The 22,117-nt window shown below is 50.0% G+C and carries 21 protein-coding genes; 13 read left to right on the forward strand and 8 right to left on the reverse strand.

Going from position 1 to position 22,117, the window contains the following annotated elements:
* Window positions 1-417: 417 nt before the first annotated feature.
* The 6 genes from moaB to THS27_RS16940 all read left to right on the forward strand — a co-directional run bounded on the left by moaB (window position 418) and on the right by THS27_RS16940 (window position 7,037).
* A complete protein-coding gene (gene moaB / locus THS27_RS16915; protein WP_085592970.1) occupies window positions 418-951 on the forward strand; it encodes a molybdenum cofactor biosynthesis protein B in 534 nt (177 codons plus the stop codon).
* Window positions 952-1,165: 214 nt separating this feature from the next.
* A complete protein-coding gene (locus THS27_RS16920; protein WP_085592972.1) occupies window positions 1,166-1,936 on the forward strand; it encodes a sulfite exporter TauE/SafE family protein in 771 nt (256 codons plus the stop codon).
* Between the two features lie 662 nt (window positions 1,937-2,598).
* Window positions 2,599-3,657 (forward strand): methyl-accepting chemotaxis protein, encoded by a 1,059-nt coding sequence (locus THS27_RS16925; protein ID WP_305791117.1) that lies wholly within the window; start codon window positions 2,599-2,601, stop codon window positions 3,655-3,657.
* Between the two features lie 395 nt (window positions 3,658-4,052).
* The gene (locus THS27_RS16930; protein WP_139835620.1) at window positions 4,053-5,045 is read left to right on the forward strand and encodes a DNA alkylation repair protein; all 993 of its coding nucleotides are present in this window, start codon (window positions 4,053-4,055) and stop codon (window positions 5,043-5,045) included.
* 342 nt (window positions 5,046-5,387) lie between these two features.
* A complete protein-coding gene (locus THS27_RS16935; RefSeq protein ID WP_085592976.1) occupies window positions 5,388-6,203 on the forward strand; it encodes a hypothetical protein in 816 nt (271 codons plus the stop codon).
* Window positions 6,204-6,275: 72 nt separating this feature from the next.
* Window positions 6,276-7,037, forward strand: coding sequence for an IclR family transcriptional regulator (locus tag THS27_RS16940; RefSeq protein WP_085592978.1), 762 nt, complete (start codon window positions 6,276-6,278; stop codon window positions 7,035-7,037).
* 224 nt (window positions 7,038-7,261) lie between these two features.
* Here the strand turns inward: THS27_RS16940 and msrA are convergent, their stop codons facing one another.
* A complete protein-coding gene (gene msrA / locus THS27_RS16945) occupies window positions 7,262-7,906 on the reverse strand; it encodes a peptide-methionine (S)-S-oxide reductase MsrA (protein ID WP_085592980.1) in 645 nt (214 codons plus the stop codon).
* 179 nt (window positions 7,907-8,085) lie between these two features.
* Here msrA and THS27_RS16950 point away from each other — a divergent pair, with 179 nt between their 5' ends.
* Complete coding sequence (locus tag THS27_RS16950) at window positions 8,086-8,421, forward strand: PGPGW domain-containing protein (protein ID WP_085592982.1); 336 nt, start codon at window positions 8,086-8,088, stop codon at window positions 8,419-8,421.
* A 408-nt stretch (window positions 8,422-8,829) separates the two neighbouring features.
* Here the strand turns inward: THS27_RS16950 and THS27_RS16955 are convergent, their stop codons facing one another.
* From THS27_RS16955 to thrS, 4 genes are all read right to left on the reverse strand, one after another.
* Window positions 8,830-10,266 carry an SPOR domain-containing protein gene (locus THS27_RS16955; RefSeq protein WP_168184924.1) on the reverse strand — a complete coding sequence of 479 codons (1,437 nt, stop codon included), beginning with the start codon at window positions 10,264-10,266 and terminating at the stop codon, window positions 8,830-8,832.
* A 109-nt stretch (window positions 10,267-10,375) separates the two neighbouring features.
* Window positions 10,376-10,762, reverse strand: coding sequence for a hypothetical protein (locus tag THS27_RS16960; protein ID WP_085592986.1), 387 nt, complete (start codon window positions 10,760-10,762; stop codon window positions 10,376-10,378).
* A gap of 378 nt (window positions 10,763-11,140) precedes the next feature.
* Window positions 11,141-11,605 (reverse strand): tetratricopeptide repeat protein, encoded by a 465-nt coding sequence (locus THS27_RS16965; protein WP_085592988.1) that lies wholly within the window; start codon window positions 11,603-11,605, stop codon window positions 11,141-11,143.
* A gap of 210 nt (window positions 11,606-11,815) precedes the next feature.
* Window positions 11,816-13,747: a threonine--tRNA ligase gene (gene thrS / locus THS27_RS16970; protein ID WP_085592990.1), complete on the reverse strand. Its 1,932-nt coding sequence runs from the start codon at window positions 13,745-13,747 to the stop codon at window positions 11,816-11,818.
* 355 nt (window positions 13,748-14,102) lie between these two features.
* Here thrS and THS27_RS16975 point away from each other — a divergent pair, with 355 nt between their 5' ends.
* Complete coding sequence (locus tag THS27_RS16975) at window positions 14,103-15,299, forward strand: MFS transporter (protein WP_085592992.1); 1,197 nt, start codon at window positions 14,103-14,105, stop codon at window positions 15,297-15,299.
* A 60-nt stretch (window positions 15,300-15,359) separates the two neighbouring features.
* Here the strand turns inward: THS27_RS16975 and THS27_RS16980 are convergent, their stop codons facing one another.
* Together THS27_RS16980 and THS27_RS16985 are read right to left on the reverse strand one after the other, a co-directional pair.
* Window positions 15,360-16,640 carry a PAS domain-containing methyl-accepting chemotaxis protein gene (locus tag THS27_RS16980; RefSeq protein WP_085592994.1) on the reverse strand — a complete coding sequence of 427 codons (1,281 nt, stop codon included), beginning with the start codon at window positions 16,638-16,640 and terminating at the stop codon, window positions 15,360-15,362.
* Between the two features lie 175 nt (window positions 16,641-16,815).
* Window positions 16,816-17,490, reverse strand: coding sequence for a DUF599 domain-containing protein (locus THS27_RS16985; protein WP_085592996.1), 675 nt, complete (start codon window positions 17,488-17,490; stop codon window positions 16,816-16,818).
* 208 nt (window positions 17,491-17,698) lie between these two features.
* On the opposite strand from THS27_RS16985, the gene THS27_RS16990 reads away from it, so the two are divergent.
* From THS27_RS16990 to THS27_RS17000, 3 genes are all read left to right on the forward strand, one after another.
* A complete protein-coding gene (locus THS27_RS16990; RefSeq protein ID WP_085592998.1) occupies window positions 17,699-18,196 on the forward strand; it encodes a hypothetical protein in 498 nt (165 codons plus the stop codon).
* A gap of 103 nt (window positions 18,197-18,299) precedes the next feature.
* Window positions 18,300-19,124 (forward strand): peptidoglycan DD-metalloendopeptidase family protein, encoded by an 825-nt coding sequence (locus THS27_RS16995; RefSeq protein ID WP_246832999.1) that lies wholly within the window; start codon window positions 18,300-18,302, stop codon window positions 19,122-19,124.
* Window position 19,125: 1 nt separating this feature from the next.
* A complete protein-coding gene (locus tag THS27_RS17000) occupies window positions 19,126-19,479 on the forward strand; it encodes a DUF1491 family protein (protein ID WP_246833000.1) in 354 nt (117 codons plus the stop codon).
* A gap of 254 nt (window positions 19,480-19,733) precedes the next feature.
* Here THS27_RS17000 and THS27_RS17005 read toward each other — a convergent pair whose 3' ends face one another.
* Window positions 19,734-20,054, reverse strand: a complete 321-nt coding sequence (locus tag THS27_RS17005) for a peptidylprolyl isomerase (RefSeq protein WP_085593000.1) — start codon at window positions 20,052-20,054, stop codon at window positions 19,734-19,736.
* A gap of 155 nt (window positions 20,055-20,209) precedes the next feature.
* Here THS27_RS17005 and yaaA point away from each other — a divergent pair, with 155 nt between their 5' ends.
* Entirely contained in the window at window positions 20,210-20,983 is a 774-nt protein-coding gene (gene yaaA / locus THS27_RS17010; RefSeq protein WP_085593002.1) for a peroxide stress protein YaaA, read from the forward strand.
* Window positions 20,984-21,031: 48 nt separating this feature from the next.
* Window positions 21,032-22,096, forward strand: coding sequence for a glycosyl transferase family protein (locus tag THS27_RS17015; RefSeq protein ID WP_085593004.1), 1,065 nt, complete (start codon window positions 21,032-21,034; stop codon window positions 22,094-22,096).
* Window positions 22,097-22,117 lie beyond the last annotated feature (21 nt).

The raw sequence follows: 22,117 nt of genomic DNA on the forward strand, positions 1-22,117 counted from the left end.
TTCCTGCGTCAGCATTATTATGAATTAAGGGGATGCCAAGGTTTGAGAATACGGTTGGTAATTCGGTATCACCCTACCGCTTTTTACGTCGAAATATGTTGCACGGCAAGAAAACTGGCGTTGCAATGCCGTTGTTTATCGAATCAGCATTACATATATCTAATGTGATTTTTCAGGTTATGCAAATAAGGCGATGAAAAATATAATATATGTAGCTATTTTTGCATGGCTAGGGTGCGAGATGCATTACTGTCTCGGTGGCATGGATGTTACAACCGGCACATTGGTGTGGCGCAGCATCCATTTGGGCTGGTATCGGCGATAAATTCCCGACAAAAAGTTTTCCGATGTATCGCTTGCAAGCCCGGCGAAGGGCAGTAATCTGTTGCCCGTAAAATACATTTCGGAGAACAGGAAATGCCCGGAAAGATTGATACTTCCCTGCCGTTCAAGGCGGTAAATATCGCCATATTAACGGTTAGCGATACGCGCAATATGGAGACGGATACATCCGGTGATATCCTGGTGCGCCGGGCAGAAAGTGCCGGTCACACAATTGTTGAGCGCAAAATTTTACCCGACGAATTTGACCAGCTGGTGGCGCAGTTCCGTGAGTGGTGCAATGAGCCGAATATTGACGTTATCATTTCAACCGGGGGCACCGGTGTTACAGGGCGCGACGTAACAACAGAGGCCCATCTTGCTGTTTATGAAAAGGAAATTACCGGGTTTGGGGAGCTGTTTCGTTGGCTTTCCTATGCAAAAATCGGCACATCAACCGTTCAGTCGCGGGCCGTGGCCGGGGTTTCTGCCGGGACATATATGTTTGCGTTGCCGGGGTCGAATGGGGCCTGTAAGGATGCTTGGGACGATATTCTGGTCTATCAGCTTGATTTTCGCCATCGGCCCTGCAATTTCGTTGAACTGATGCCTCGCTTACTGGAAAAATAATGGTTAGGGTCCCGGTTTTCAGGTAATTAAATCGAGAATGATGCTTGCAAATGCACCATTTTCAGCGAGCTGCACTCGCAGCGTAATGGTTTGGCTGGATTGCATTGCATAGTCATGTTGTGTCGCGATTGGCTCAGGCTTTATCGAATGCAGTCTTACGATTGGTTATGCTCAGAAAGGCCTAAATACCCAGTGAATATGTTACGGATATCTCATGGAAATCATTAGCGACCCGTTTTTTTATTTGGTGTCGATCCCGGCGGTGTTAATCGCTGGCGTTTCAAAAAGCGGGTTTGGTGGCGGTTTGGGAATTATTTCCGTACCGTTAATTGCTCTGGCTGTTTCACCACAGGATGCTGCGGCAATCATGCTGCCGATATTGTGCCTGATGGATCTGGCCAATGTTTGGGCATATCGTAAAAACTGGGATCGGCGGAATATGCTGATTTTGGTGCCTGCGGCGTTGATCGGTATATTGGTTGGCGCCTTGTCGTTTAACTATCTAAGCGAGGCGGCCGTTAAAATGCTGATCGCGGTGATTGCGATCGGTTTTACGATGGATCGCTGGTTGCGGCGCAAGTCAGCGGTTGATCAGCCAACATCAGCGAAATGGCTGCCGGGAACGTTCTGGGGCACCATTTCCGGTTTCACCAGTTTTGTTGCTCATGCGGGCGGGCCGCCAATATCTGTTTTTCTATTGCCACAACGGCTTGATAAAACGGTTTTCGTTGGTACCACCGTAATGTTTTTCATTGTGGTCAATTACGTCAAGCTGGTTCCATACTGGTTGTTGGGCCAGTTTAACGGATCAAACCTTGAAACCGCAGTGGTCTTGGCCCCGGTTGCGATTTTGGGAACATGGATTGGCCTTTGGGCGCACGACAAAATTAACGAACAGCTTTTTTATCGGGTTTGTTATGCGCTGCTTTTTATGACGGGCCTTAAGCTGCTGTGGGATGGCCTTACACATTACGGTTTTTTGTAAAACCGGGACTGTTGTTTCATTTTGTGATCGGATCGTGCGGGGCAGGATGATGTGTATTTCATCCTGCCCCTTTTGGTATGGGCAGGGGCGGGGAGCCCCGCCTGTCGTGACAAAATTTCATAAATTTTCTATCTGGCCGATAAAATAGAATAATACCTCGTCGGGGCGTCCTTGTGCCAAGAGGCCGTGCGGCAATTTATGCTGATTGTTGCATTTTCAGCGGTTGTATAGGGCAATTTGGCAGGGAATTCTAAAAATATGAAAAATACGGCATGAAATTCTATTTTGGACGGAAAAATGCCGCGACGACTCTGTTAACAACACTATCTTGAGTGTTAAAATTAGGTTGGGTGAAAAATTAAAATGTAGATGTATATCTATATGTAAGATCCTATTTCTATTCACTTAAGTATAGTGTTGATGAATAATTGGTATTACGTATTTTTGGTGTTTCATTTGTGACGTTTAGGAAAAAGTTCTTTCGATATTTGAAACAACTGTATAAGTCATTGAAAAATATAGAAATAATATTACCGTTTTAATTTGTATGACAAAAATATTGCGTGTGCGAACAGGTTTGGCAGCCCAGCATTCTCTCATCAGGAACTTCAATAAAAATGGGGGATAACATGCCTGAGCGAATTTTGAATGCGGCTACAAAAATGTCAGAACTGACAACAGCCAAGGTCAACGAAATACAAAATGTTACCAAAGCGGCAAAAATTCTCGCCTTGAACGCGTTGATAGAAGCGTCGCGGGCCGGGGAGGCCGGACGTGGCTTTGCTGTGGTGGCAAATGAAGTAAACAGCATTTCACAACAGGTCACATCCATTGCCAATGAACTGCAAAACCTTTTTGCAACCGAGGCGCGTGACTTGCGGAGTACAGCGCAAATGGTCCGAGGGGCACGTCTCTCGGATCTGGCGCTTTATGTCATCGAACTTATTGACCGTAATCTTTATGAACGTTCTTGCGATGTGCGCTGGTGGGCAACGGATAGTGCCGTTGTTGATGGCTGTGCAGACCCTGACGATGCCAAGGCAAGTGCCTGGGCATCCAAACGGTTAGGCGTTATTCTTGATAGTTACACTGTTTATCTTGATTTGTGGGTGGCCGATAAAAATGGCAATGTGATTGCCAATGGCCGGCCTGACAAATATCGGGTCAAGGGTTTGAATGTAAGCAATGAGTCGTGGTTTCGTCAGGCGATGGCGACTCATGACGGCACCGAATATTCTGTCGCTGATATTGAACGAAACCAGCATCTGGGTGGCAAGGCAACAGCAACGTATGCAACTGCCGTTCGGGCAGAAGGTGAAGCGGACGGGGAAATCATCGGCGCAATGGGTATTTTCTTTGATTGGGAGGTGCAGGCTGATTCCGTGGTAAATTCAATCAGCTTTGCCGAGGAAGAGGCCCCGCGAACCCGGGTCATGATTGTTGACCGCAATTACAATGTTATAGCCGCGTCTGATGGTATGTCGAACCGTAACGAACGTTTTATGTTGCAGGTGGGCGAGAACGACAAGGATTCCTATTTGTTGGAAGATGGCAGTATCGTTGCCTTTGCCCTGACGCCGGGTTACGAAACTTATGAGGGGCTGGGTTGGCGCGGGGTGATTGTGCAAAAGCCCCGCAACGATTTGCGATCTGTGCGGGGGCATGTGGCAAGTGCCCGGTCTAAAGTACGTCAGGGACAGCTTGAAACTGTCGCCGGATAGACTGTTTTCGATAATGACTTGTTAATTTCAGGCAGGCGTTTTGCGTCTGCCTGTTATTGTTTGTGGCCTTCAACATGCAGGAATAACCGGGGCGGTTTTGTGCTCTTTCTATTTTGCCGCAATCTCTGCTGTCAGGGGATGTCAGGATGCCAGTGCGTGTTTCATGGTGGTTTTCATTAAACGGCAGTAAGACCTTTGAATGGTTGATATACCGACAAGGAGCCTGCATGGGGACGTTGCTAAAAGATTTGTTTTCACCTGAACTTGTCGCGGCAATGGCAGACAATATTGCGTTGCATTACGAGCGATTTGACCGGGATCGTTTTGTTCATGTTGCTTGCCATGACATGGATAAGCTCGAACTTAAACAGCGTAGCAATCAGGTTCTTGATGCGTTGTCGGCCCATTTGCCACGTGAATTTAGCGACGCCGCAACTATTATTGTCAATAGCCTGGCCCCGGCGCCGGACGGCAATATAAACGACATTACTGATCCGCAACAGCACCCTGCAGGCCCGGGCATTCGAGGATGGGGGATTATGCCAATGGCCGATTATATTGCCAGGCATGGTCAGAATAATGTCGAATTATCAATGGATAGTCTTTATCATTTAACCCAGCGCTTTACCGCAGAGTTTGCCATTCGCCCGTTTCTGATGAACCATACGGAACAAACGCTGGCAATTTTGGCAGGCTGGATTAATGACCCTAATGTGCATGTACGACGATTGATTTCAGAGGGGACACGGCCGCGCTTACCCTGGGGGATAAGACTGCCCGCATTTGTTCAGGATCCGTCGCCGATCGTTGGTTTTTTAACAACCTTGCGTGATGATCGCGCAGAATATGTGCGCAGATCCGTGGCCAATAGCCTGAACGATATTTCGAAAGATCATCCTGATCGGGTCGCGTCTATTGCAAAAGAATGGCTTCAGGATGCACCTGAAACGCGCCAGCGTATTATTCGGCACGCGTGTCGCAGTCTGCTCAAACAAGGGCATGGGCCAACGCTGGCAGCATTGGGCTTTGGACCAGTCAATGTCACTGCATCAGACCTGGTAATGAAAAATTCGGTGGTGCAATTGGGGGGCTCGGTGGAATTTTCGCTGCAAATCAAAAATTGCGAAAATATCTCCCGCGATCTGATGATTGATTATGCAATTCACCACCGTAAGGCCAACGGTAGCCAGACGGCGAAAGTTTTTAAGTGGAAAAAGCTGCGCTTGAAAAAAGACGAGCAAGTTGCATTAAGCCGTCGGCATCCGGTCCGGGCTATTACAACGCGAAAATACTATGCAGGTATGCAGCGCATTGAAATTATGGTGAATGGACATGTTGTTGCGCAGGGAGAATTCGACTTGCAAATTCAAGACATGACACAGGCATAGTCGGGACCGGGCCGGGGACGCATGGCCCTGCAGTTTCCTAAAGTGAACGGTAGTATTGTGTGCCATATCAGTTGTCGTGACTGTAAGTTTCGATAGCTACCTGTCTTTGCCATGTATTTCTGCGAATGCTGGAATCGCGAACACCTGGTGTGCCTTTTGTGTGACCGGGCGTATAACCTGCGTTGGCAAAGTGCCCGAACGTGACAGTTTGATATCGGCAGGAAATAAGGTCATTTTGCATTGTATGAGTATGCAGGTGAAAAAAATCTGGCGCAATATAGGTAAAATTGCAACAATTCGATAACGTTTTGTCTTCGTTGTTCTTTTACCGGATGGATGGTCATGTCGCTGTTTTTTGCCAAACTTGCCGTTTCGATCCTTGTTGTTCTGGGATTGTCGATGTTGGCTGAACGGGCAGGGCCGCGTGTGGCCGGTGTCCTGTCAGGCTATCCTCTGGGAACGGCAATTTTGCTGTTTTTCATCGCGATTGAACAGGGTGTGCATTTTGCCGGTGAAAGTGCGGTTTATGCCTTGCCCGGGCTGATTGCCACGCTGGCATTTTTATACGCTTATTATCTGATATCGAAGTGGTTGCTGCGTCATGCGGTTTTGGTGCAGGTTGCCGGGGCATCGCTGGGGGCATTTGCGACCTTTGTTTTTGTTTCATGGCTTGGGCAGATGGTCCGGTTTACGCTGCTTAGTGCCAGCTTGTCGCTGGTCGCTGCCATGATTGTGGCGATCGTGCTGTTTCGTGCCATTGAAAATGTCAGCATTTCGCAACGCGTTAAAATTACACATAAGATTGTTGCCATGCGGGCGGCAACGGCAGCGATGATTGTCGTTGCGATAAGTGGTGCTGCCGCCATTATCGGGCCGCGCTGGTCCGGTTTGTTTTCCGGTTTCCCGGTAACACTTTATCCGATGATGCTGATTTTACATTGGTCCTATGGTGTCGCACCGGTGCACACCGTTATTCGTAATTTTCCTCGCGGAATGGGGGCATTGCTGATTTATATTGTATCGGTCAGCTTTACCTATCCGCGTTTTGGAATTGGCGAGGGAACGCTTCTCGCTTTTGGGGCCGCGACAATCTATCTTGTTTGCTATTCCAGCGTCGTTTGGTGGCGCAGCAGGGAAACTGCGCAGGCCGGGCAATAGCTTTTGGGCCGTGCTGCCTGTCTGAAGTTGCCGGATTGAAAAACGCAAATCGGTTCGGGAGGAACATCATACATGCAGCAGGTTCAATCGCTGATGCGCGCCCTTGGTATTTTAAACACTCTTGCCGAGAGTGACGACGGAATGACCCTGACCGAGATTTCGCAACGGGTTACATTACCGCCGTCAACAGTGCACCGTTTGCTAACCACAATGCAGCATGAACGTTACGTCACCTTTGATGGCGAACGAACATTATGGTCTGTTGGCGTGCAGGCATTCAGCGTTGGCAATGCCTTTACCAAAAACCGTAATTTGAACCTGATCGCGCGTCCTTATATGCGGGCATTGATGGAAGAAAGTGGTGAGACGGTTAATCTTGCCGTTGCAGATGGCGGCGAAGTTATTTTTCTGTCACAGGTGGAATGCCGCAAAATGATGCGCGCCCTTGTTACACCAGGGCGGCGGGCCTTAATGCATTGTTCGGGGGTGGGCAAGGCGCTGCTGGCTTTTTTGCCGGCCAAGGATGTCGATATGGTGATAGAGCAACATGGTTTGCCTCAAATGACAGAACGCACCAGGACAACATCGCAAAGCCTGAAAGCGGATTTGGAAATAGCCAGGCGACAGGGCTGGGTTCTGGATGATGAAGAACATGCTGTCGGCTTGCGCTGTGTGGCTGGTGTCGTGCGCGATGAAACCGGGGTTCCTATTGCTGCCCTGTCGTTGTCTGGCCCGGCGGCTCGCATTCCCCAGGATCGCATTTCGGTGTTTGGCAGTTTGATCCGCCGGGTTTGCGCCGATCTAAGCCGGGAATATGGTGGGAAGCCGGTTTAGGCCACCATATTTGGCTGTGTTTATAATATTTGGCGACGGGTCTTGGGGGGCGACTAATTTCACTTGTTGCGCACGGAGTGACGATGAGCAACGTGTACCCTGGCGAGTAAATGACAATTGGGGTTGCCCGCAGCAAACGAAACGGCCCGCCAATGCAAGGCGGGCCGTTTGTTGTTTGGGTAAACCAGAATACTTAAAACTGCCGTGTCACATATACGAAAAACCTAGCTTCCGGGGCAGGTAACACCGGTGCCTGCAAGCCCGCAATATCCGTCGGGGTTTTTGTATAAATACTGTTGATGAAAATCTTCCGCGTAATAGAAGGTTGGCGCGGGTTCAATTTCGGTGGTGATGTCGCCTATACCGGCCCCGTTCAACGCAGCCAGATAATCATTGCGTGATTGCAGGGCGATAGTCTTTTGCTCGTCGGTCACGGGATAAATGACAGACCGATATTGCGTGCCGATATCATTGCCCTGGCGCATTCCCTGGGTGGGGTTATGATTTTCCCAGAACAGTTTCAACAGGTCATTATAGGTTACAATTGCCGGATCATACACGACCAGAACAACTTCCGCATGACCTGTTAAGCCCGAGCAAACTTCGCGATATGTCGGGTTTTTTGTATAGCCGCCAGCATAACCGGCAGCAGTGCTGTATACACCATCGCGTTGCCAGAAAAGCCGTTCTGCCCCCCAAAAGCATCCCATGCCGAAAATGGCAGTTTGGAGATGAGCCGGAAAAGGAGGCTGTAACGGGTTGCCATTTACAACGTGGGCGTCTGGTACCGTAATGGCTTCGTCACGGCCGGGAAGGGCATCGGCCTTGTTTGGGAGACGTGATTTTTCGGGCGGAACAGAATTAAACATGGTCAACCTGTCTGAATAGGGAAAGAAGTTACCCGCAATGTAGCGGGGTTTTGAATTGGTGCAATCACCGATCCATCAAATTGTCTTGATAGTTTCGTTTTAATCGCCTGGCGGGAAAATACATAATGCCACAACTATCTGTTTGTGCTGCGATGCCAGCAAGGACAGGCCGTGCGTTCTTGGCAATTCTGAAAGTTGTTATCATGCGGTTCTTGCGGTCATTCTGGCTGGTTGGTGGTGGGACATTGCTGTTGGTAACGGGGCTGGCATTTATACCATTACCGCCGCCGTTTTTTGGAATGGTCCTTATTGCCATTGCGATACCGATGCTGGGTAGTGGTTCCAAACGGGCGCGCAGGTTGATCCAGAGATGCCGATGGAAACTGGCACAACGCAATCACGTGCTGGAAAAAGCGCTTTATCAGGCGCCGGGCTGGATTGTGGTGCATTTGCGCAAAACAGATCCCGGGCCCATTCAACGCCGTTTGCGCCAAAAAACATCTACACAGGGTTGATGGCAAAACGTGCAAACAGGCCGCAAAATACGTCTGTGGCTATTATGCACAAAAGACCTGCTCCCAGGTATTTATGACCTGTACCAATTATCTATAATCCGGTGTTTGTCGTTTCGACATGATAGGGGCAGGGGGTAACTAACGTGCGGGGCGATGATTAGTCACCGTTATTTGCCAATAGTAACGCCAGGAAAACAGGCTGGGGAGACGGCACAGCATGGCATGTAATGTGGTTAACCCCATATCAATTTGATTTTGTTCGCTGATTTACGTTGGTTAATCATTTCTGACCATCAGAGACTGGCAGGGTTCGAGCAAAAGAGGATTTACGCCAAACAACAAAACGCGCCAAACGATAACTGTGTTGGCGCGTTTTGAAAGTGTTTTGGATGTGATTGGTGAGGATTGTCAGGGTTCGATATGGCGAACAATGCAATCGAGTTTTTCGGCTTTAAAACCGTCACAAACTTTGACCGCGATCGATTTTTCCTCGAAATGGCCGGTCAGCAATCTAAAATAAAGGCCTTTATCCTTGATTGCGAGGGTCCTAATTTCGTGGTCAACACCATCTAGCAGGCCATGTGATTTTTTCTGAATGCGCAGCCAACTGCTTTCGGCCATTTCCCTGCTGCGATAGGCAGCAAGTTGCAGGGCGTAATAGGGACGCCCGCCGGTTACCTGTGCCGGTGCGGTACTGGTTTCCGGCATTGGCATTGGTGGTCCCTGTCGCTCCGGTCTTTGCATCATGGATGCAGGTTCTTGCGCCGGTTCTGTTTTGGGTGCCGGGGTGGTTGTGGTTTTATCCTGCGCCACTTCCGTGTTTTGTGGCAAAGACGTTGCTGTTGCCGGTGCGGGTTCATCTGCTCCGGGTACCATGTCGTCTGCGACGGGCGGGAGCGGGGAGTCGGCAACCTTTGGTGCCGCAGGCATTGATTGCAGATTACCTTCTTCGGTCGGGTTGCTATTAGGCTGCAGGCCCGCACTACGCACACTGGCTGCGCCAACACCGCCTGTCAGCTCAAGAATGTCAGAATCATCAGGCATGTCATCGGGGTGCCGGGTTGTTACATTGTTAATGCTTACGGCTTTCTCGCTGGTCAGGCTGACCGGTTCGCTGGGCGGCGTTACGCGTGCCAATGCCTCGGTATTGGGGCTAACTTCGATGGCAAAAGGCGGCGCCGGGGGGCGGTCATCTTCCGGCATGGTATCAACCGGGCCAGCGGTAAGATAAAAATCGGTGTTGCGTTTCACTTTGGGGGGAGACGGCAGTGTCGGGCCTGGCGCAACTTTTGCCAGTTCGACCTTTTCATCGATCTCGTCTGATTTGGCCAGGTCCGGGTTCTGTTTGTCCATTGCGGCCAGGCGCTGTTGTGCCAGCCGGGAAATCTTGCTCGACAGGTTAACGCCATTGCCACATGGCATGGTAAATTCGCTGTTCGGGTTGGCTGCGGTCAACCACAGATACAATTGCCGTGCTTCGGTATGATAACCGGCCAGTTCCAGTTCGATTGCTTTACGCAGGTCATTTTCCGGGCTGTTGCTGATTGTTATACGTCCTGTGCCTGCCGGCAGGTTTTTTTTCTGACTGGAAGACAGATAGATCCCCCGCGCAGGTTCAGCATCGATAAACAGGGAACAGGCGGCCATTTGCTGGGCGATACTAAAATCGGCAAGGGGCGTCGGTTGTTCGGAAATATTGGCCATCACATTTGGCCGTTCCGGTTCCGATCCTGTTTTGCCTGTCGCGCACCCTGTTAAGACAGCCGCAGCAGGCAGTGTTGCTAATAACAGGCGCAGTGCCGGGCGAAAAGTGCCGTTCCCGAATGAAAAGCTGGATTTCGCCATTGTTCCCCACATTTCCCGATTGTTTGTTTAAAGCGTTTTCTGTCGCTTATCATGTCGTAGAGTGGGGAAGTGTCAAGGCGCAGTTATACGATCCGGGATATAAAATGTGTTATCGGTTCAACAGCTGGAAAACGATACCACCCAATAAAATCAAAACAGTAACAGCTAATGCAATATTGATGACAGACTTGGTTGCGCGCGAAACAATTTCGGGTGGAAGAACCATTTGCCCCGACCCGGAAGAGGTGGTTCCGTTTTGTGAAGCTGCCAGGTTTTCCCGGTTCAAAATTTTGACAACCTGTTTCTTTTCGCGGCGCGTTGCATCGTCATATTTGTTTTCAACCACGCGGGCTTCAACATTATTGGTGTTGTTCAACGCATTTTTGGCCGATGTCATGGCCGCGGCGTATTCTGTCGCAGTTTCCAGCTCCATTTGAGCCCCGGTGGTGCGGGTAACCATAACAGTATAGGTTTTGCGAAGCAGGTTGCCAGCCATTAGGTACTCACAAATTAAAACGGTTCAATCGATAAAATGCCCTGATCTTACGGGAATGTATATCTATACAAAGGGATATCTTGTTGCGGTGCGATATGTTGTTTTTCCAGCCTGGATACAGGAGGAAAGGATAAATAATGTGCGATTGCCCGGCCACACGAACCGTTCCCTTGCTTAATTTGATTCAAGTCTAATTTTATATTGTTCGGGTTGTTGCTTAAACAAGATAGATCAAACAGAAAATGAAAGTTTAATGGCTTTGAGATGCCTGAACGCTCTGATGATATCCTCTCGGAAATGAAAAACCTTTCCGGGCGAACCGCCGGGAAAGGTTTTTCAGCACAACACGTTTAATCGAAAAACAGGCCCGAAACGGGCTTATTTTCCGGCAAGTGCTTCGTTAAGGTCTTCATATTGTTCACAGTCAGTACCACAGACATCTTTCAGGCGGGCCAGATTGTCTTTTGCCATATCGATGCGCCCGGTTTGAATGTAAAGCTCGCCCTGATATTCCAGTGCCCCGGGATGATCCGGGTTAATTTTCAAGGCTTTGTCATAATTTGCTTCGGCCGACTTGAGGTCCCCTGATTTGCGCTGGCTGTAGGCCAGGTAATTTAGAACGTCAGCGTTATCAGGGTCAGATTCATTCATTTTTTCCAGGCTGTCGATGGCGTCGGAATATTTTCCGGCATCGATAAGTTTAACGACAGCTGGTAAATCGGTCGGTGTGTCGTCGCTTGAACTGCTAAAAAAGCCCGCGGCAAAACCGGCTGAACTGTAAAGACAGATCGCACCTGCGATGGTCGTTATTTTTGCGAATTTGACGAATGACTGACTGTTCATCGGGAGCTCGTTTTAAAAGAGGGGGATGGCTTTAAGGGGGGCGATAGGCAACTTTCGCGTCCAATATAGCCGTTGTCCTGCAATCGGGGTGTCACAGCTCGTACACTAAACATAACGTATATGTGAGAGTACAGTGAAGACAGGATAAAAGAAAGGCTCGCCGGTGGATGGCGAGCCTTTCTTCAATTTCCTGCTGATCAGGCAATTGCCTTAAAAATCAGCTTCGATAACCCGATCCTGAATTTCACGGACCATGTTTTCAGCCAGTTCATTAATTGCGACCGTTTTTTGGTGTTTGAAACCAAGACGGCGCACGGATGCGGTTTTTTCTTCGGCTTCGCGTTTACCAAGTGCCAAAATCAGCGGGATTTTCGCGTGGCTGTGTTCACGAACCTTGTAACTGATCTTTTCATTGCGCAGATCAAGTTCAACATTCAAGCCTTTGGCAACCAATGCTTCTTTCACTTCACGGGCGTAATCATCCGCCTCGTTGGTGATGGTGCAGATCACGGCATGAACCGGCGAAAGCCACAGGGGCAGGCGCCCGGCATAGTTTTCGATCAGAATGCCGATAAAGCGTTCAAGCGAGCCCAAAATGGCACGGTGAAGCATGACGGGACGGTATTTTTCGCCATCTTCCCCCATATAGGTGGCATCAAGGCGTTCGGGCAAAACAAAGTCCGCCTGAAGCGTGCCACACTGCCAGTCACGGCCAATGGCATCGCGCAGAACAAATTCCAGTTTCGGGCCATAAAATGCCCCTTCACCAGGATTGATTTCCAGTTTCAGGCCTGCTTCTTCGGATGCTTCACGCAGGGCGTTTTCCGCCTTGTCCCAAATTTCATCCGAACCAGCACGAACTTCCGGGCGGTCCGAGAATTTGACGACGATGTCGGTAAAGCCGAAATCCTTGTAAACCGATTTCAGAAGGTCACAGAAAATCTTGGTTTCTGAAACGATCTGGTCTTCGGTACAGAAAATATGCGCGTCATCCTGAATGAATTGGCGCACGCGCATGATGCCATGCAAACCACCGGACGGTTCATTACGATGGCAGCAGCCAAATTCGGCCATACGCAGCGGCAGGTCACGATAGGATTTGCTGCCCATACGGAAAATCTGCACGTGGCAGGGACAGTTCATCGGCTTAAGGGCCAGAACTTTTTCATCACTATCAGGGGCCGTCGTGAACATGTTTTCACGGAACTTTTCCCAGTGACCGGATTTTTGCCACAATACACGGTCTACCAGCTGCGGCGTGCGCACTTCCTGATAACCGGCATTGTCAAGCCGACCACGGATATAGTTTTCGACCTTGCGATAAAGCTTCCAGCCCTTATCGTGCCAGAAAACCGATCCCTGAGCCTCTTCCTGCATATGGAACAGGTCCATTTCGCGGCCAAGGCGGCGATGGTCACGCTTTTCGGCTTCTTCAAGCATGTGCAGATAGGCGTCAAGCTGTTCCTGCGTTTCCCAGCAGGTGCCGTAAATGCGCTGCAGCATCTCATTGTCGGAATTACCGCGCCAATAGGCACCGGCAAGTTTCATCAATTTAAATGCTTTGCCGATTTTGCCGGTCGAGGGCGCGTGGGGCCCGCGGCACAGGTCAATGAAATTGCCTTGGCGGTAGCAGGTGATCGTTTCCGTTTCCGGCAGATCGCGAATGATTTCGGCTTTGTAATCTTCGCCCTTATCAAGAAAGAACTTGATCGCTTCGTTACGATCCCACACTTCGCGTTCGATCTTTTCGTTACGATCGACAATTTCCTTCATCCGCTTTTCGATCTTGACCAGATCGTCGGGCGTGAAGGGCGTTTTGCGGGCAAAGTCGTAATAAAAGCCGTTTTCAATGGATGGGCCGATCGTGACCTGCGTGTCAGGATAAAGTTCCTGCACGGCTTCGGCCATCACATGGGCGCAGTCATGGCGGATCAGCGGCAAAACTTCGTCATGCCCCTTGGTTACGATCTCGATGGTTGCATCAGTATCGATCTCGCGGCCAAGATCGCGGACTTCACCGTTAACGATAATGGCAAAGGATTTCTTTGCCAGGGAACTGCTGATGCTTTTTGCAACATCGAAACCCGAAACAGGACCGTCAAATTCACGTACGGCGCCGTCCGGAAGCGTAAGGGCAATCATGTTCTGCTCAACTCTGCTTATTATGCGGGCGAAATAATCAAGGCGCACACCTTATACCCGTTGTTATAACGGGAAGTCTGCACAAGAAAACGAATTTTGGGATGGGGTCAAGTTCGCACTTCGGAAAAGGCGACTTTCTGGGCAGCAAAAAACGCCGCACCACCATTGTGGTCTGCGGTCAATTCTGACGTCATCAATTTTTTGTCGGCCTTGCCGTGCATTGATGCTTTCCCGTTTGTTGCTGGTCAAATATAACAGGCTATTGCCTGCGGGCAACCCGGAACTGGCCAATATTTCAATAATTCGCCGCATAATAATCACAAGGCGCCACCACGCCAATCAGGGAAATGCCACTATGACCAGCCCCGACGTCAGACGTAATGTAATTGTTCTAAGCCTGTGTGTCGCACTTTCTGCCAGTGCAATGTCGCTTCTTTTTACAGTTGCAGCAGTCATTGGTTATTCGTTGTCGCCTGACAAATCCCTGTCGACACTTCCGGTTTCTGCCACCATGATTGCAATGCTGATCACAACGGCACCGTCAGCCTTCATGATGAAAAAATATGGCCGCCGGATTGGGTTTTCAATTGGCTGTATGATCGGCATGTGCGGGGCTTTTTGTGGCATTGGCGCAGTTTATCTGGGTAATTTCTGGCTCATGTGCGCCGCAGGGGCGTTTATTGGATCGGCGAATGCCATTGCCATGCAATACCGCTTTGCAGCAGCCGAGGCTGCTCCAGCGGAATTTCGCTCTCGCGCCATTTCGCTTACAATGCTGGGTGGAGTATTAGCAGCATTTATCGGGCCTAATCTGGCCAGTCATGCCCGCAACTGGATCGATACAGTGCCCTTTATGGGGACATTTGTGGCCCTGTTTGGTTTGCAATTGTTGCTGATGCTGGCAATTGCCCAATTGCGTCTGCCCGAAACCCATAAAAAAATCCACACTGAGCCCGCGCGTCCCCTTGGTGAAATTTTGCGCGTACCCGGTGTTGTCGTGGCGATCATTGGTGCCGCCCTTGGCTATGCAGTTATGAGTTTTGTGATGACGGCAACACCATTGGCTATTCTTGATTGTAACTATGCCTTTGGGGATGCCGCATTTATTATTCAGTGGCATGTCGTGGGCATGTATGCACCGGGCTTTGTGACGGGTAACCTTATTCGCCGTTTTGGTACATTGGCGATTATTCAGGTGGGGGCCGTTATTACACTGCTCTGTTTGCTTGTCGGGCTTTCCGGGATTGGTTTACTGACGAATTTCTGGCCCGCACTGATTTTGCTTGGCATTGGCTGGAATTTTATGTTTGTCGGGGCAACATCGCTTTTAACCGAAAATTACCGGCCATCCGAACAGGCTCGTATTCAGGCGATCAATGAATTTGTAGTGTTTGGGACGGTCGCGGTTGCGTCGCTGTCCGCCGGATCGATTTATGCCGGGGCAGGTTGGTCTGTTTTGTTGATGTCGGCGGCATTGCCTGTCGGGTTGGTGATGTTAATTGTGACGATATATGGCGTCTATAAACACAGCCTGAAAAGAAAAGCACTGTAGGTCAGTGAAAACGCAACCACCCCGTTGTCGGGGTGGTTGCGGATTGCTCACGCAAATGGCTCAGGTACGGATTGATCGCAAGAATTCGGCAACCTGGTCTCGCAATTTGTCGCCATTTTTTGCCAGTTCAGATGTTTCCGCCTGAACACGGCCAGCAGCACGGCCGGTTTCGTCGGCTGCCTGGGTTACTGCGTGAATGTTTGCTTGTGCGGCCTCTGTGCTGTGGGCCGCCTGTTGGACGCTGGCTGAAATTTCCCGGGTTGCGGCCCCTTGCTGTTCAATGGCTTCCGCAATTGCTGCAGAAATTTCGTCAACTTCATTAATAGTTCGGGATATATTCTGGATAGCTTGAACCGAATTTTGGGTTTCGTCCTGAATTGCTTTAATCTGGTTTGCGATTTCTTCCGTTGCACGCGCCGTCTGTGTTGCCAGCGTTTTAACTTCCGAAGCAACCACGGCAAATCCTTTGCCTGCGTCACCAGCACGAGCTGCCTCGATTGTGGCGTTCAGGGCCAAAAGGTTGGTTTGGCCGGCGATATCGTTGATCAGTTTGACCACGTCGCCAATTTTTTGGGCTGCAACTGCCAGACCTTCAATTTTGCTGTTGGTTTCCTGGGCCTCGGAAACCGCCGTGGTGATGATACGGGATGATTGATTAACGCGTTTGCTGATATCGTTAATGGACGAAGACAATTCTTCGGTAGCCGAAGCTACAGATTGCACATTTTGGGTGGTTTCACTGGAAGCCGAGGCAACAACGTCGCACAGACTGGTGGTTTCTGTGGCGGTAGATGTTAGCGAGTGCGCGGCTTTGTCGAGCGTGCCAGCAGATGTCGAAACGGCTTCGACCAGTTTTCCAACCGATGCCTCGAAACTGTTGGCCATTTTCTGGCGCATTTCCTCACGTTCAGCTTCGGCTCGTTTACTGTCATGAACATCAACAAGTGATCCGCAGGCGCGACGCGGCACACCATTTGCGTCTTTGGTGGTTCCGCCAGTTGCCCGGAACCAGCGATAAGACCCGTTTTTAACCTTTAGACGATACAGAACATCATATGTTTTGCCGGTTTCAAGCGCATTGGTGAATGCCGCGAAAGTTGGGGCAACATCTTCCGGATGCAGGCGGTCCGACCAGGATTGCACAACATTGGGGAATTCTTTTTCGCTGTCAAAACCGCACAAACGGCGAAATTCAGGTGTCCATGTCCATTTGGACTTGGCATGCATGGCATCGCCATTGTGAAGGATCGCGTCCCACAACCCGACCCCGGAGTGACGCGACAAAATTTCAAGCCATTCGATTTTTTCGGCTATTTCGGGTGAAGGTTTAAAAAACGCCATGCGACACACTTTCTGAACTTGCAACAGCTTTTGGGAACCACAGTTTTGATATGCTCAAAAGTAGTGGAAATTATACTTTTGGCACATAAATACTGATCAAAAGTTGTTCAAGGTATTTGTGCACATTTAAATCTTTTTCCTGCCGCCACGAACGGGCATGGGCGCCTGGTGCGTGTTAACGTCCCATCATAATTTGCAAGGCGTGTGATCGAAATTCGCGGTTATACAGGACAATGGTCACCCAGCTAGAGCCAATGATAAACGCAACGGGATGGTAAAACCACGCAAGGGCAGACAGCGCAAAAAAATAGGATCGGATGCCTCGGTTGAAATTGTGGGCGGACATCATGCTCATGCGGGCGGCCTGGGCGGCGACATGGGCACCTTTGGCGTGTGACGGGTCGGGTGCCGCGCCAATCAGGATTGAACAATAATTTGACAGGCGAAAGGCCCAGGTGAATTTAAAGAACGCATAGATAAAGATCAGCATTAAAAATACGACCTTGCAATTCCATAACATGGCCGACGATGGTGCCGCATAGGGCAGGGCAGAAATCAGTTCGATGCCTTCTTTGCTATAACCCAGAAGTGCACCCAGACCGACCAGAACCAGAATGGTCGTTGATGAAAAGAAGCTGATTGCCGTAATAAGGTTTCCGGCAATGGCCGTATCAATCATGCGCAGGTTTCGCTGCAACATTTGTTCCATCCAGCGATGGCGGTTTCGGGCCATCAGGGCCGAAATGCTTTTACGTCGACGGGAACTGCTATCGGCATAAAATGTATATCCGGTCCACCAGCATAATGCCCAAATCAGTGCCAGCACGTCATGCAATGTTGTCGTTGCCATTGATTTTGTATCCCCTGATCTTTGTGGCGCATTATAGCATTACCCCGACACATTGCCCGATGTGTTTGTTCTCGCGGTTATGGGCAATTCCATTTATATTATTGACTTGATCCTTGCGACGAAGATTTGGTGAAATAATTGGCCGATGGGTTGTTTTCTGGCCGGATTAAGAGTATCAGCGGCGCAAATTTAACGGAGTTAAAGCCCCATGAGCGACCTTGATAACGACTTTGGCGATGAAGACCTCGAATTGGCCGAGTTTGAAGCCCATACCGAAACCCTGATTAATGAAGGTCGCAGCACCGAAGACGTGTTTGAATTTGTTGGGTATATGAATATCAACGAAGTCGGCACGCATATGATCGCCGCCGAAATGGTGCTTGGCGAGGATGAAATCGATCAGATGAGCAAGACCTTGCGTCAGCTTGATGTCGATTTGAAACCTTTAGGCGAGCTTACCGGTGGTCTTAAGGGGGGCGAAGATGTCAAACGGGCACTTGCAGCCCTGTTTTTGGAACTGGTGGAGCTGTGCGAGCTGGATGACGATGACGAAGATGCTGGCGAACTGAGCGAAGAAGCCTTGTTGTTGCTGAACTTTATCAAACGGTTTAATCCGCAAATGCGCCGTTTGACGGTCGCACTGACTGACACAGATGATGACGATGTTTCGTGTGAATATGAAGTCGCCAATTGGGAAGCGTTATAATCGCTGACAGCTTGCGCGATAGTCATAAATTAGCTACGCACAATGGCGGCATGTTTTGGCATGCTGCCATTTTTGTTTATGGATTTATTTGCGGAGTTTCGGTGTGAGCCAAGGTGTTTCAATTTTCAGCACAACCGGTGACGACGACCTGGCCCAGGGAGAAGGCCGCCTGGCAACCTATTTGGCGCGGCAGGAAAAGGGCGAGGCACCGATACCCCAGGCAGCGTCTATTCTGCGCTGGATTAATGATAACCAGGCCGGTTTTGCGTCCGTTTTACAGCATGATCTGAAAACCTGCCGAAAAATTGTGTATGATTTTAGCACTAATGGCGATGTTGTTATCGGTGGGACCAGTGACCCGGCCCGTCAGACGGATGTGATGTTTGCCCAAATGGCGGCTGCCAATGCCCCGGTTGGTGTGGGGCGTTACCGCGAGGACCGCATTTGTTATCAGTCGCCACAGTTTAAAACCGGGGGCGAAGCCCGAAGCCAGCATTTAGGTATTGATTTGTTTCTGGCAGCCGGCACGCCGGTTTACATGCCGCTAGATGGTGTGGTTCACAGTTTCGCCGATAATAATTTACCGCTGGATTATGGCCCGACCATTATCATGGAGCATAACCCCACACCGGGCATTACGTTCTGGACGTTATATGGCCATTTAAGCCGGGACTCTTTAAGTGGGCTTGCGGTAGGTAAAGCATTTGCAAAAGGCGAGGAATTGTGCCGGTTTGGCGATTACCCGATTAATGGTGACTGGGTTCCGCACCTGCATTTTCAAATTATTTTTGATCTGCTGGGTAAACATGGCGATTATTTTGGGGCGGCCAAGCCATCGCAGTGGGAGGTGTGGGAAGCTATTTGTCCCAACCCCAATCTGATTTTGCAAATGCCGGAAAATGTTACCGCCAGCCGGGATGGTATTTGAAATGATGCCACCACGCTTGAAGGCGGGAATATGGGTACGGGGACAAATTGCAATTTGTCAGGCTCATAATATTACAGCGATGGTCGTTCACAAGGGAAACGAGGATGCCGGTGCTGTTCTGGTCAAACTGAATCGTTTCGCCAAGGGCTGTTTCATCTATTCCCGCGTAACGACGATGGATGGTGATCAGGGCTGGATGCAAGTTATCGGGGGCAGCGACGGTGGGCGCGAAACAGAAATGCAATGCGATGAATATTGCCGCAAACAGGTTTCATTTGATCGCGATGTTTGGGTATTGGAAATCGAAGATCACAAATCGGCTTATGAACTTGATGCGCCGATTGTTGATTTTTAGGGCATTAACGTTTTGTGTGCGCTTTAGCCAATAGTTGTCAGCGATAAACCGTCTTAATTTGGCAAATGCCGGTTTCGTAGCCTCAGGTGCGCAAGGTCCCATGTTACAAAAAAGGCACCAGACTTCACGATAAAAGCTGCCAATAAGCGGACTTATTTTAACAATTCAACAAAACTTGCACGATATTTAGTGGATTTTTTGCATAAAAAAAGGCCTGCAACGCATTGCAGGCCTTTGATTTTGATCGTGCCAGATTAGGCAGTGCGCTGCAGGATGTGATAACCAAAATCGGTTTCAACAACGTCCGATACAGTACCAACTTCCATGTTGAAAGCGGCCTGATCAAATTCGGGAACCATCATGCCACGGCCAAAAAAGCCAAGGTCGCCGCCCTGCTGGCCGGACGGGCAATCAGAGTTTGCTTTGGCGAGGTCGGCAAAATCAGCGCCGTCATTGACCTGGGTTTTCAAATCCTGAATCTGGGTCAGGGCTTCTTCTTTGCTACGCGATGCGGTCGAGCGTGCCGAACCGGCATACATCAGCAAAATGTGCGAAGCGCGAACTTGTTCACTCATGATTTTTCCTTTCGATCCGGCCGCCATAATGGTGCAAATGGCCGGAAATCTGCAAAATTTCGAAATTATGGGAATTGCTATCAAGCACACTTTCCCATAAGCCTTGTGGCTTGTTACGACAAAATGACCTGTGATGAAAGAGAAGAGGCTCACAAATGCTTGCTGTTGTTTCCCCGGCAAAGAAACTGGATTTTGAAACACCGGCACCGGAGATGCCCGTGAGTCAGCCGGTGTTTCTTGATGATGCCGTTGAACTGGTTCAGGTTGCGCAAAAAAAAACACGTCGCGACTTGATGAATTTAATGCACATTAGTGAAGATCTGGCGGAATTGAACGTGCAGCGTTTCGCGCATTTTTCAACACCCTTTACCCGCGATAACGCCAAGCCGGCGGTATATGCCTTTCGCGGTGATACCTATGTCGGACTCGATGCCGATAACCTGACATCAGATGACCTGGACTGGGCAGGGGACCATTTTCGGATGCTTTCCGGTTTGTATGGTATCTTGAAACCACGCGACCTGATGCAGGCCTATCGGCTGGAAATGGGAACCCGGCTTGAAAATAATCGTGGCAAGAATCTATATGAATTCTGGGGTGATAAAATTGCGCGCCACATCAATGATATTACCCGTGAGCATAAAGACAGAACGTTGGTCAATCTCGCTTCGAACGAGTATTTTAAGGCCGTCAAGACCAAGCTGATCGAAGGGCCGGTGATTACACCGGTGTTTAAGGAAATTAAGGGGAATACTGCCAAGGTTATCGGTTTTTCAGCTAAGCGCGCCCGTGGTATGATGTCGCGCTATATGATAAAAAATCGTATTGAGGCCCCCGAAGACCTGAAATCCTTTGATATGGACGGGTATGTTTACCGCGATGATCTGACGCAGGGAAATGACTGGGTCTTTACGCGTACCCACGAATAGGGTAGTGCCCTTTTTTACACCCCATCCACAAACGAAGTGAGCGACCAGATGAGCGATGATCATCTAGAGCAGCCCGACGATGAAAACCATATGCCGGAAGCCCACCCGTTTTCGGGTTATTTGCGGCAGTTTTTTCGCGGACCGGGCCGTTCTCGCAGTTTGACACGGGACGAGGCCTTCGATGCCTTTTCCATGGTGTTGCGTGACGAGGTGGATCCGATCCAGTTGGGTGCGTATCTTTTGATGCTGCGCTATCGCGGTGAAACCCCGGAAGAACTGGCCGGCATGATCGAGGCCGTGCGCACGATTGCGCGCCTGGAACCTGATGACAGCGATGTGCCGGCTGCGTGCCATCCATTGCTGGACTGGCCGTCTTACGCTGCAGGACGTACACGGGGCTTGCCGTGGTTTGTGCTCTCCGCATTGTTGCTGGCGCAAAACAAGGTGCCGGTCCTGATGCATGGTTATAATTCGCATCTGGTTAAAGGGGTTGGCACCGAAGCGGCGTTTAAGGCGTTAAAGTTGCCCATTGCGATGTCCGCCGAAGAAGCGCGATCAGATATTGAAACGCAGGGGATTGCCTATTTGCCCTTGCGCCATATTCATCCGAAATTACAGGAATTAATCGGTCTGCGCCCGCTGCTGGGGCTTCGCAGCCCGGTGAATACCCTGTTGCGCTTGTTAAACCCGTTACAGGCCAAGGCTGCTTTTTTAGGGGTGTTTCACCCGGCATTTCTGGATGTTCATCGTGAAACCGGAAAATTGCTGGCATTGCCGCGCATTGGTGTGATCAAGGGCGGCGGCGGCGAGGCGGAGCGCACCCCTTACAAACATGTTGATTTACGCTTGCTTGATAATGGCACGCTGAGCGATTTACGCTGGCCTGCGGCATTGGCACGCAGCGAAAAGCCCGAAGACGATACGCCTCCTGCCAAGATGGAGCATTTTTTAGGCGTGTGGCGCGGCGAGATCGAAGATACGGACGCCATTGCCAAGATCAAGGGCAGCGCCGCCATGGCGGCTTATCTGGCGGGCAGGGCGGATTATATTGACGAAGCGGAAAGCCTGGTTGAAGGATGGTGGGCAAATCGCAAGATCAAGCGTCAGCGTTAAGTCGGCGGTAATTGGATATTC

The organism is Thalassospira sp. MCCC 1A01428 (genome assembly GCF_002115825.1).
Taxonomy (GTDB): domain Bacteria; phylum Pseudomonadota; class Alphaproteobacteria; order Rhodospirillales; family Thalassospiraceae; genus Thalassospira.

Bases quoted from the DNA above. Each gene is read 5' to 3' on its own strand.
- moaB (WP_085592970.1), top strand. From the start codon at position 418: ATGCCCGGAAAGATTGATACTTCCCTGCCGTTCAAGGCGGTAAATATC.
- THS27_RS16920 (WP_085592972.1), top strand. From the start codon at position 1,166: ATGGAAATCATTAGCGACCCGTTTTTTTATTTGGTGTCGATCCCGGCG.
- THS27_RS16925 (WP_305791117.1), top strand. From the start codon at position 2,599: ATGTCAGAACTGACAACAGCCAAGGTCAACGAAATACAAAATGTTACC.
- THS27_RS16935 (WP_085592976.1), top strand. From the start codon at position 5,388: ATGTCGCTGTTTTTTGCCAAACTTGCCGTTTCGATCCTTGTTGTTCTG.
- THS27_RS16940 (WP_085592978.1), top strand. From the start codon at position 6,276: ATGCAGCAGGTTCAATCGCTGATGCGCGCCCTTGGTATTTTAAACACT.
- msrA (WP_085592980.1), bottom strand. From the start codon at position 7,906: ATGTTTAATTCTGTTCCGCCCGAAAAATCACGTCTCCCAAACAAGGCC.
- THS27_RS16955 (WP_168184924.1), bottom strand. From the start codon at position 10,266: ATGGCGAAATCCAGCTTTTCATTCGGGAACGGCACTTTTCGCCCGGCA.
- THS27_RS16960 (WP_085592986.1), bottom strand. From the start codon at position 10,762: ATGGCTGGCAACCTGCTTCGCAAAACCTATACTGTTATGGTTACCCGC.
- THS27_RS16965 (WP_085592988.1), bottom strand. From the start codon at position 11,605: ATGAACAGTCAGTCATTCGTCAAATTCGCAAAAATAACGACCATCGCA.
- thrS (WP_085592990.1), bottom strand. From the start codon at position 13,747: ATGATTGCCCTTACGCTTCCGGACGGCGCCGTACGTGAATTTGACGGT.
- THS27_RS16975 (WP_085592992.1), top strand. From the start codon at position 14,103: ATGACCAGCCCCGACGTCAGACGTAATGTAATTGTTCTAAGCCTGTGT.
- THS27_RS16980 (WP_085592994.1), bottom strand. From the start codon at position 16,640: ATGGCGTTTTTTAAACCTTCACCCGAAATAGCCGAAAAAATCGAATGG.
- THS27_RS16985 (WP_085592996.1), bottom strand. From the start codon at position 17,490: ATGGCAACGACAACATTGCATGACGTGCTGGCACTGATTTGGGCATTA.
- THS27_RS16990 (WP_085592998.1), top strand. From the start codon at position 17,699: ATGAGCGACCTTGATAACGACTTTGGCGATGAAGACCTCGAATTGGCC.
- THS27_RS17000 (WP_246833000.1), top strand. From the start codon at position 19,126: ATGATGCCACCACGCTTGAAGGCGGGAATATGGGTACGGGGACAAATT.
- THS27_RS17005 (WP_085593000.1), bottom strand. From the start codon at position 20,054: ATGAGTGAACAAGTTCGCGCTTCGCACATTTTGCTGATGTATGCCGGT.
- yaaA (WP_085593002.1), top strand. From the start codon at position 20,210: ATGCTTGCTGTTGTTTCCCCGGCAAAGAAACTGGATTTTGAAACACCG.
- THS27_RS17015 (WP_085593004.1), top strand. From the start codon at position 21,032: ATGAGCGATGATCATCTAGAGCAGCCCGACGATGAAAACCATATGCCG.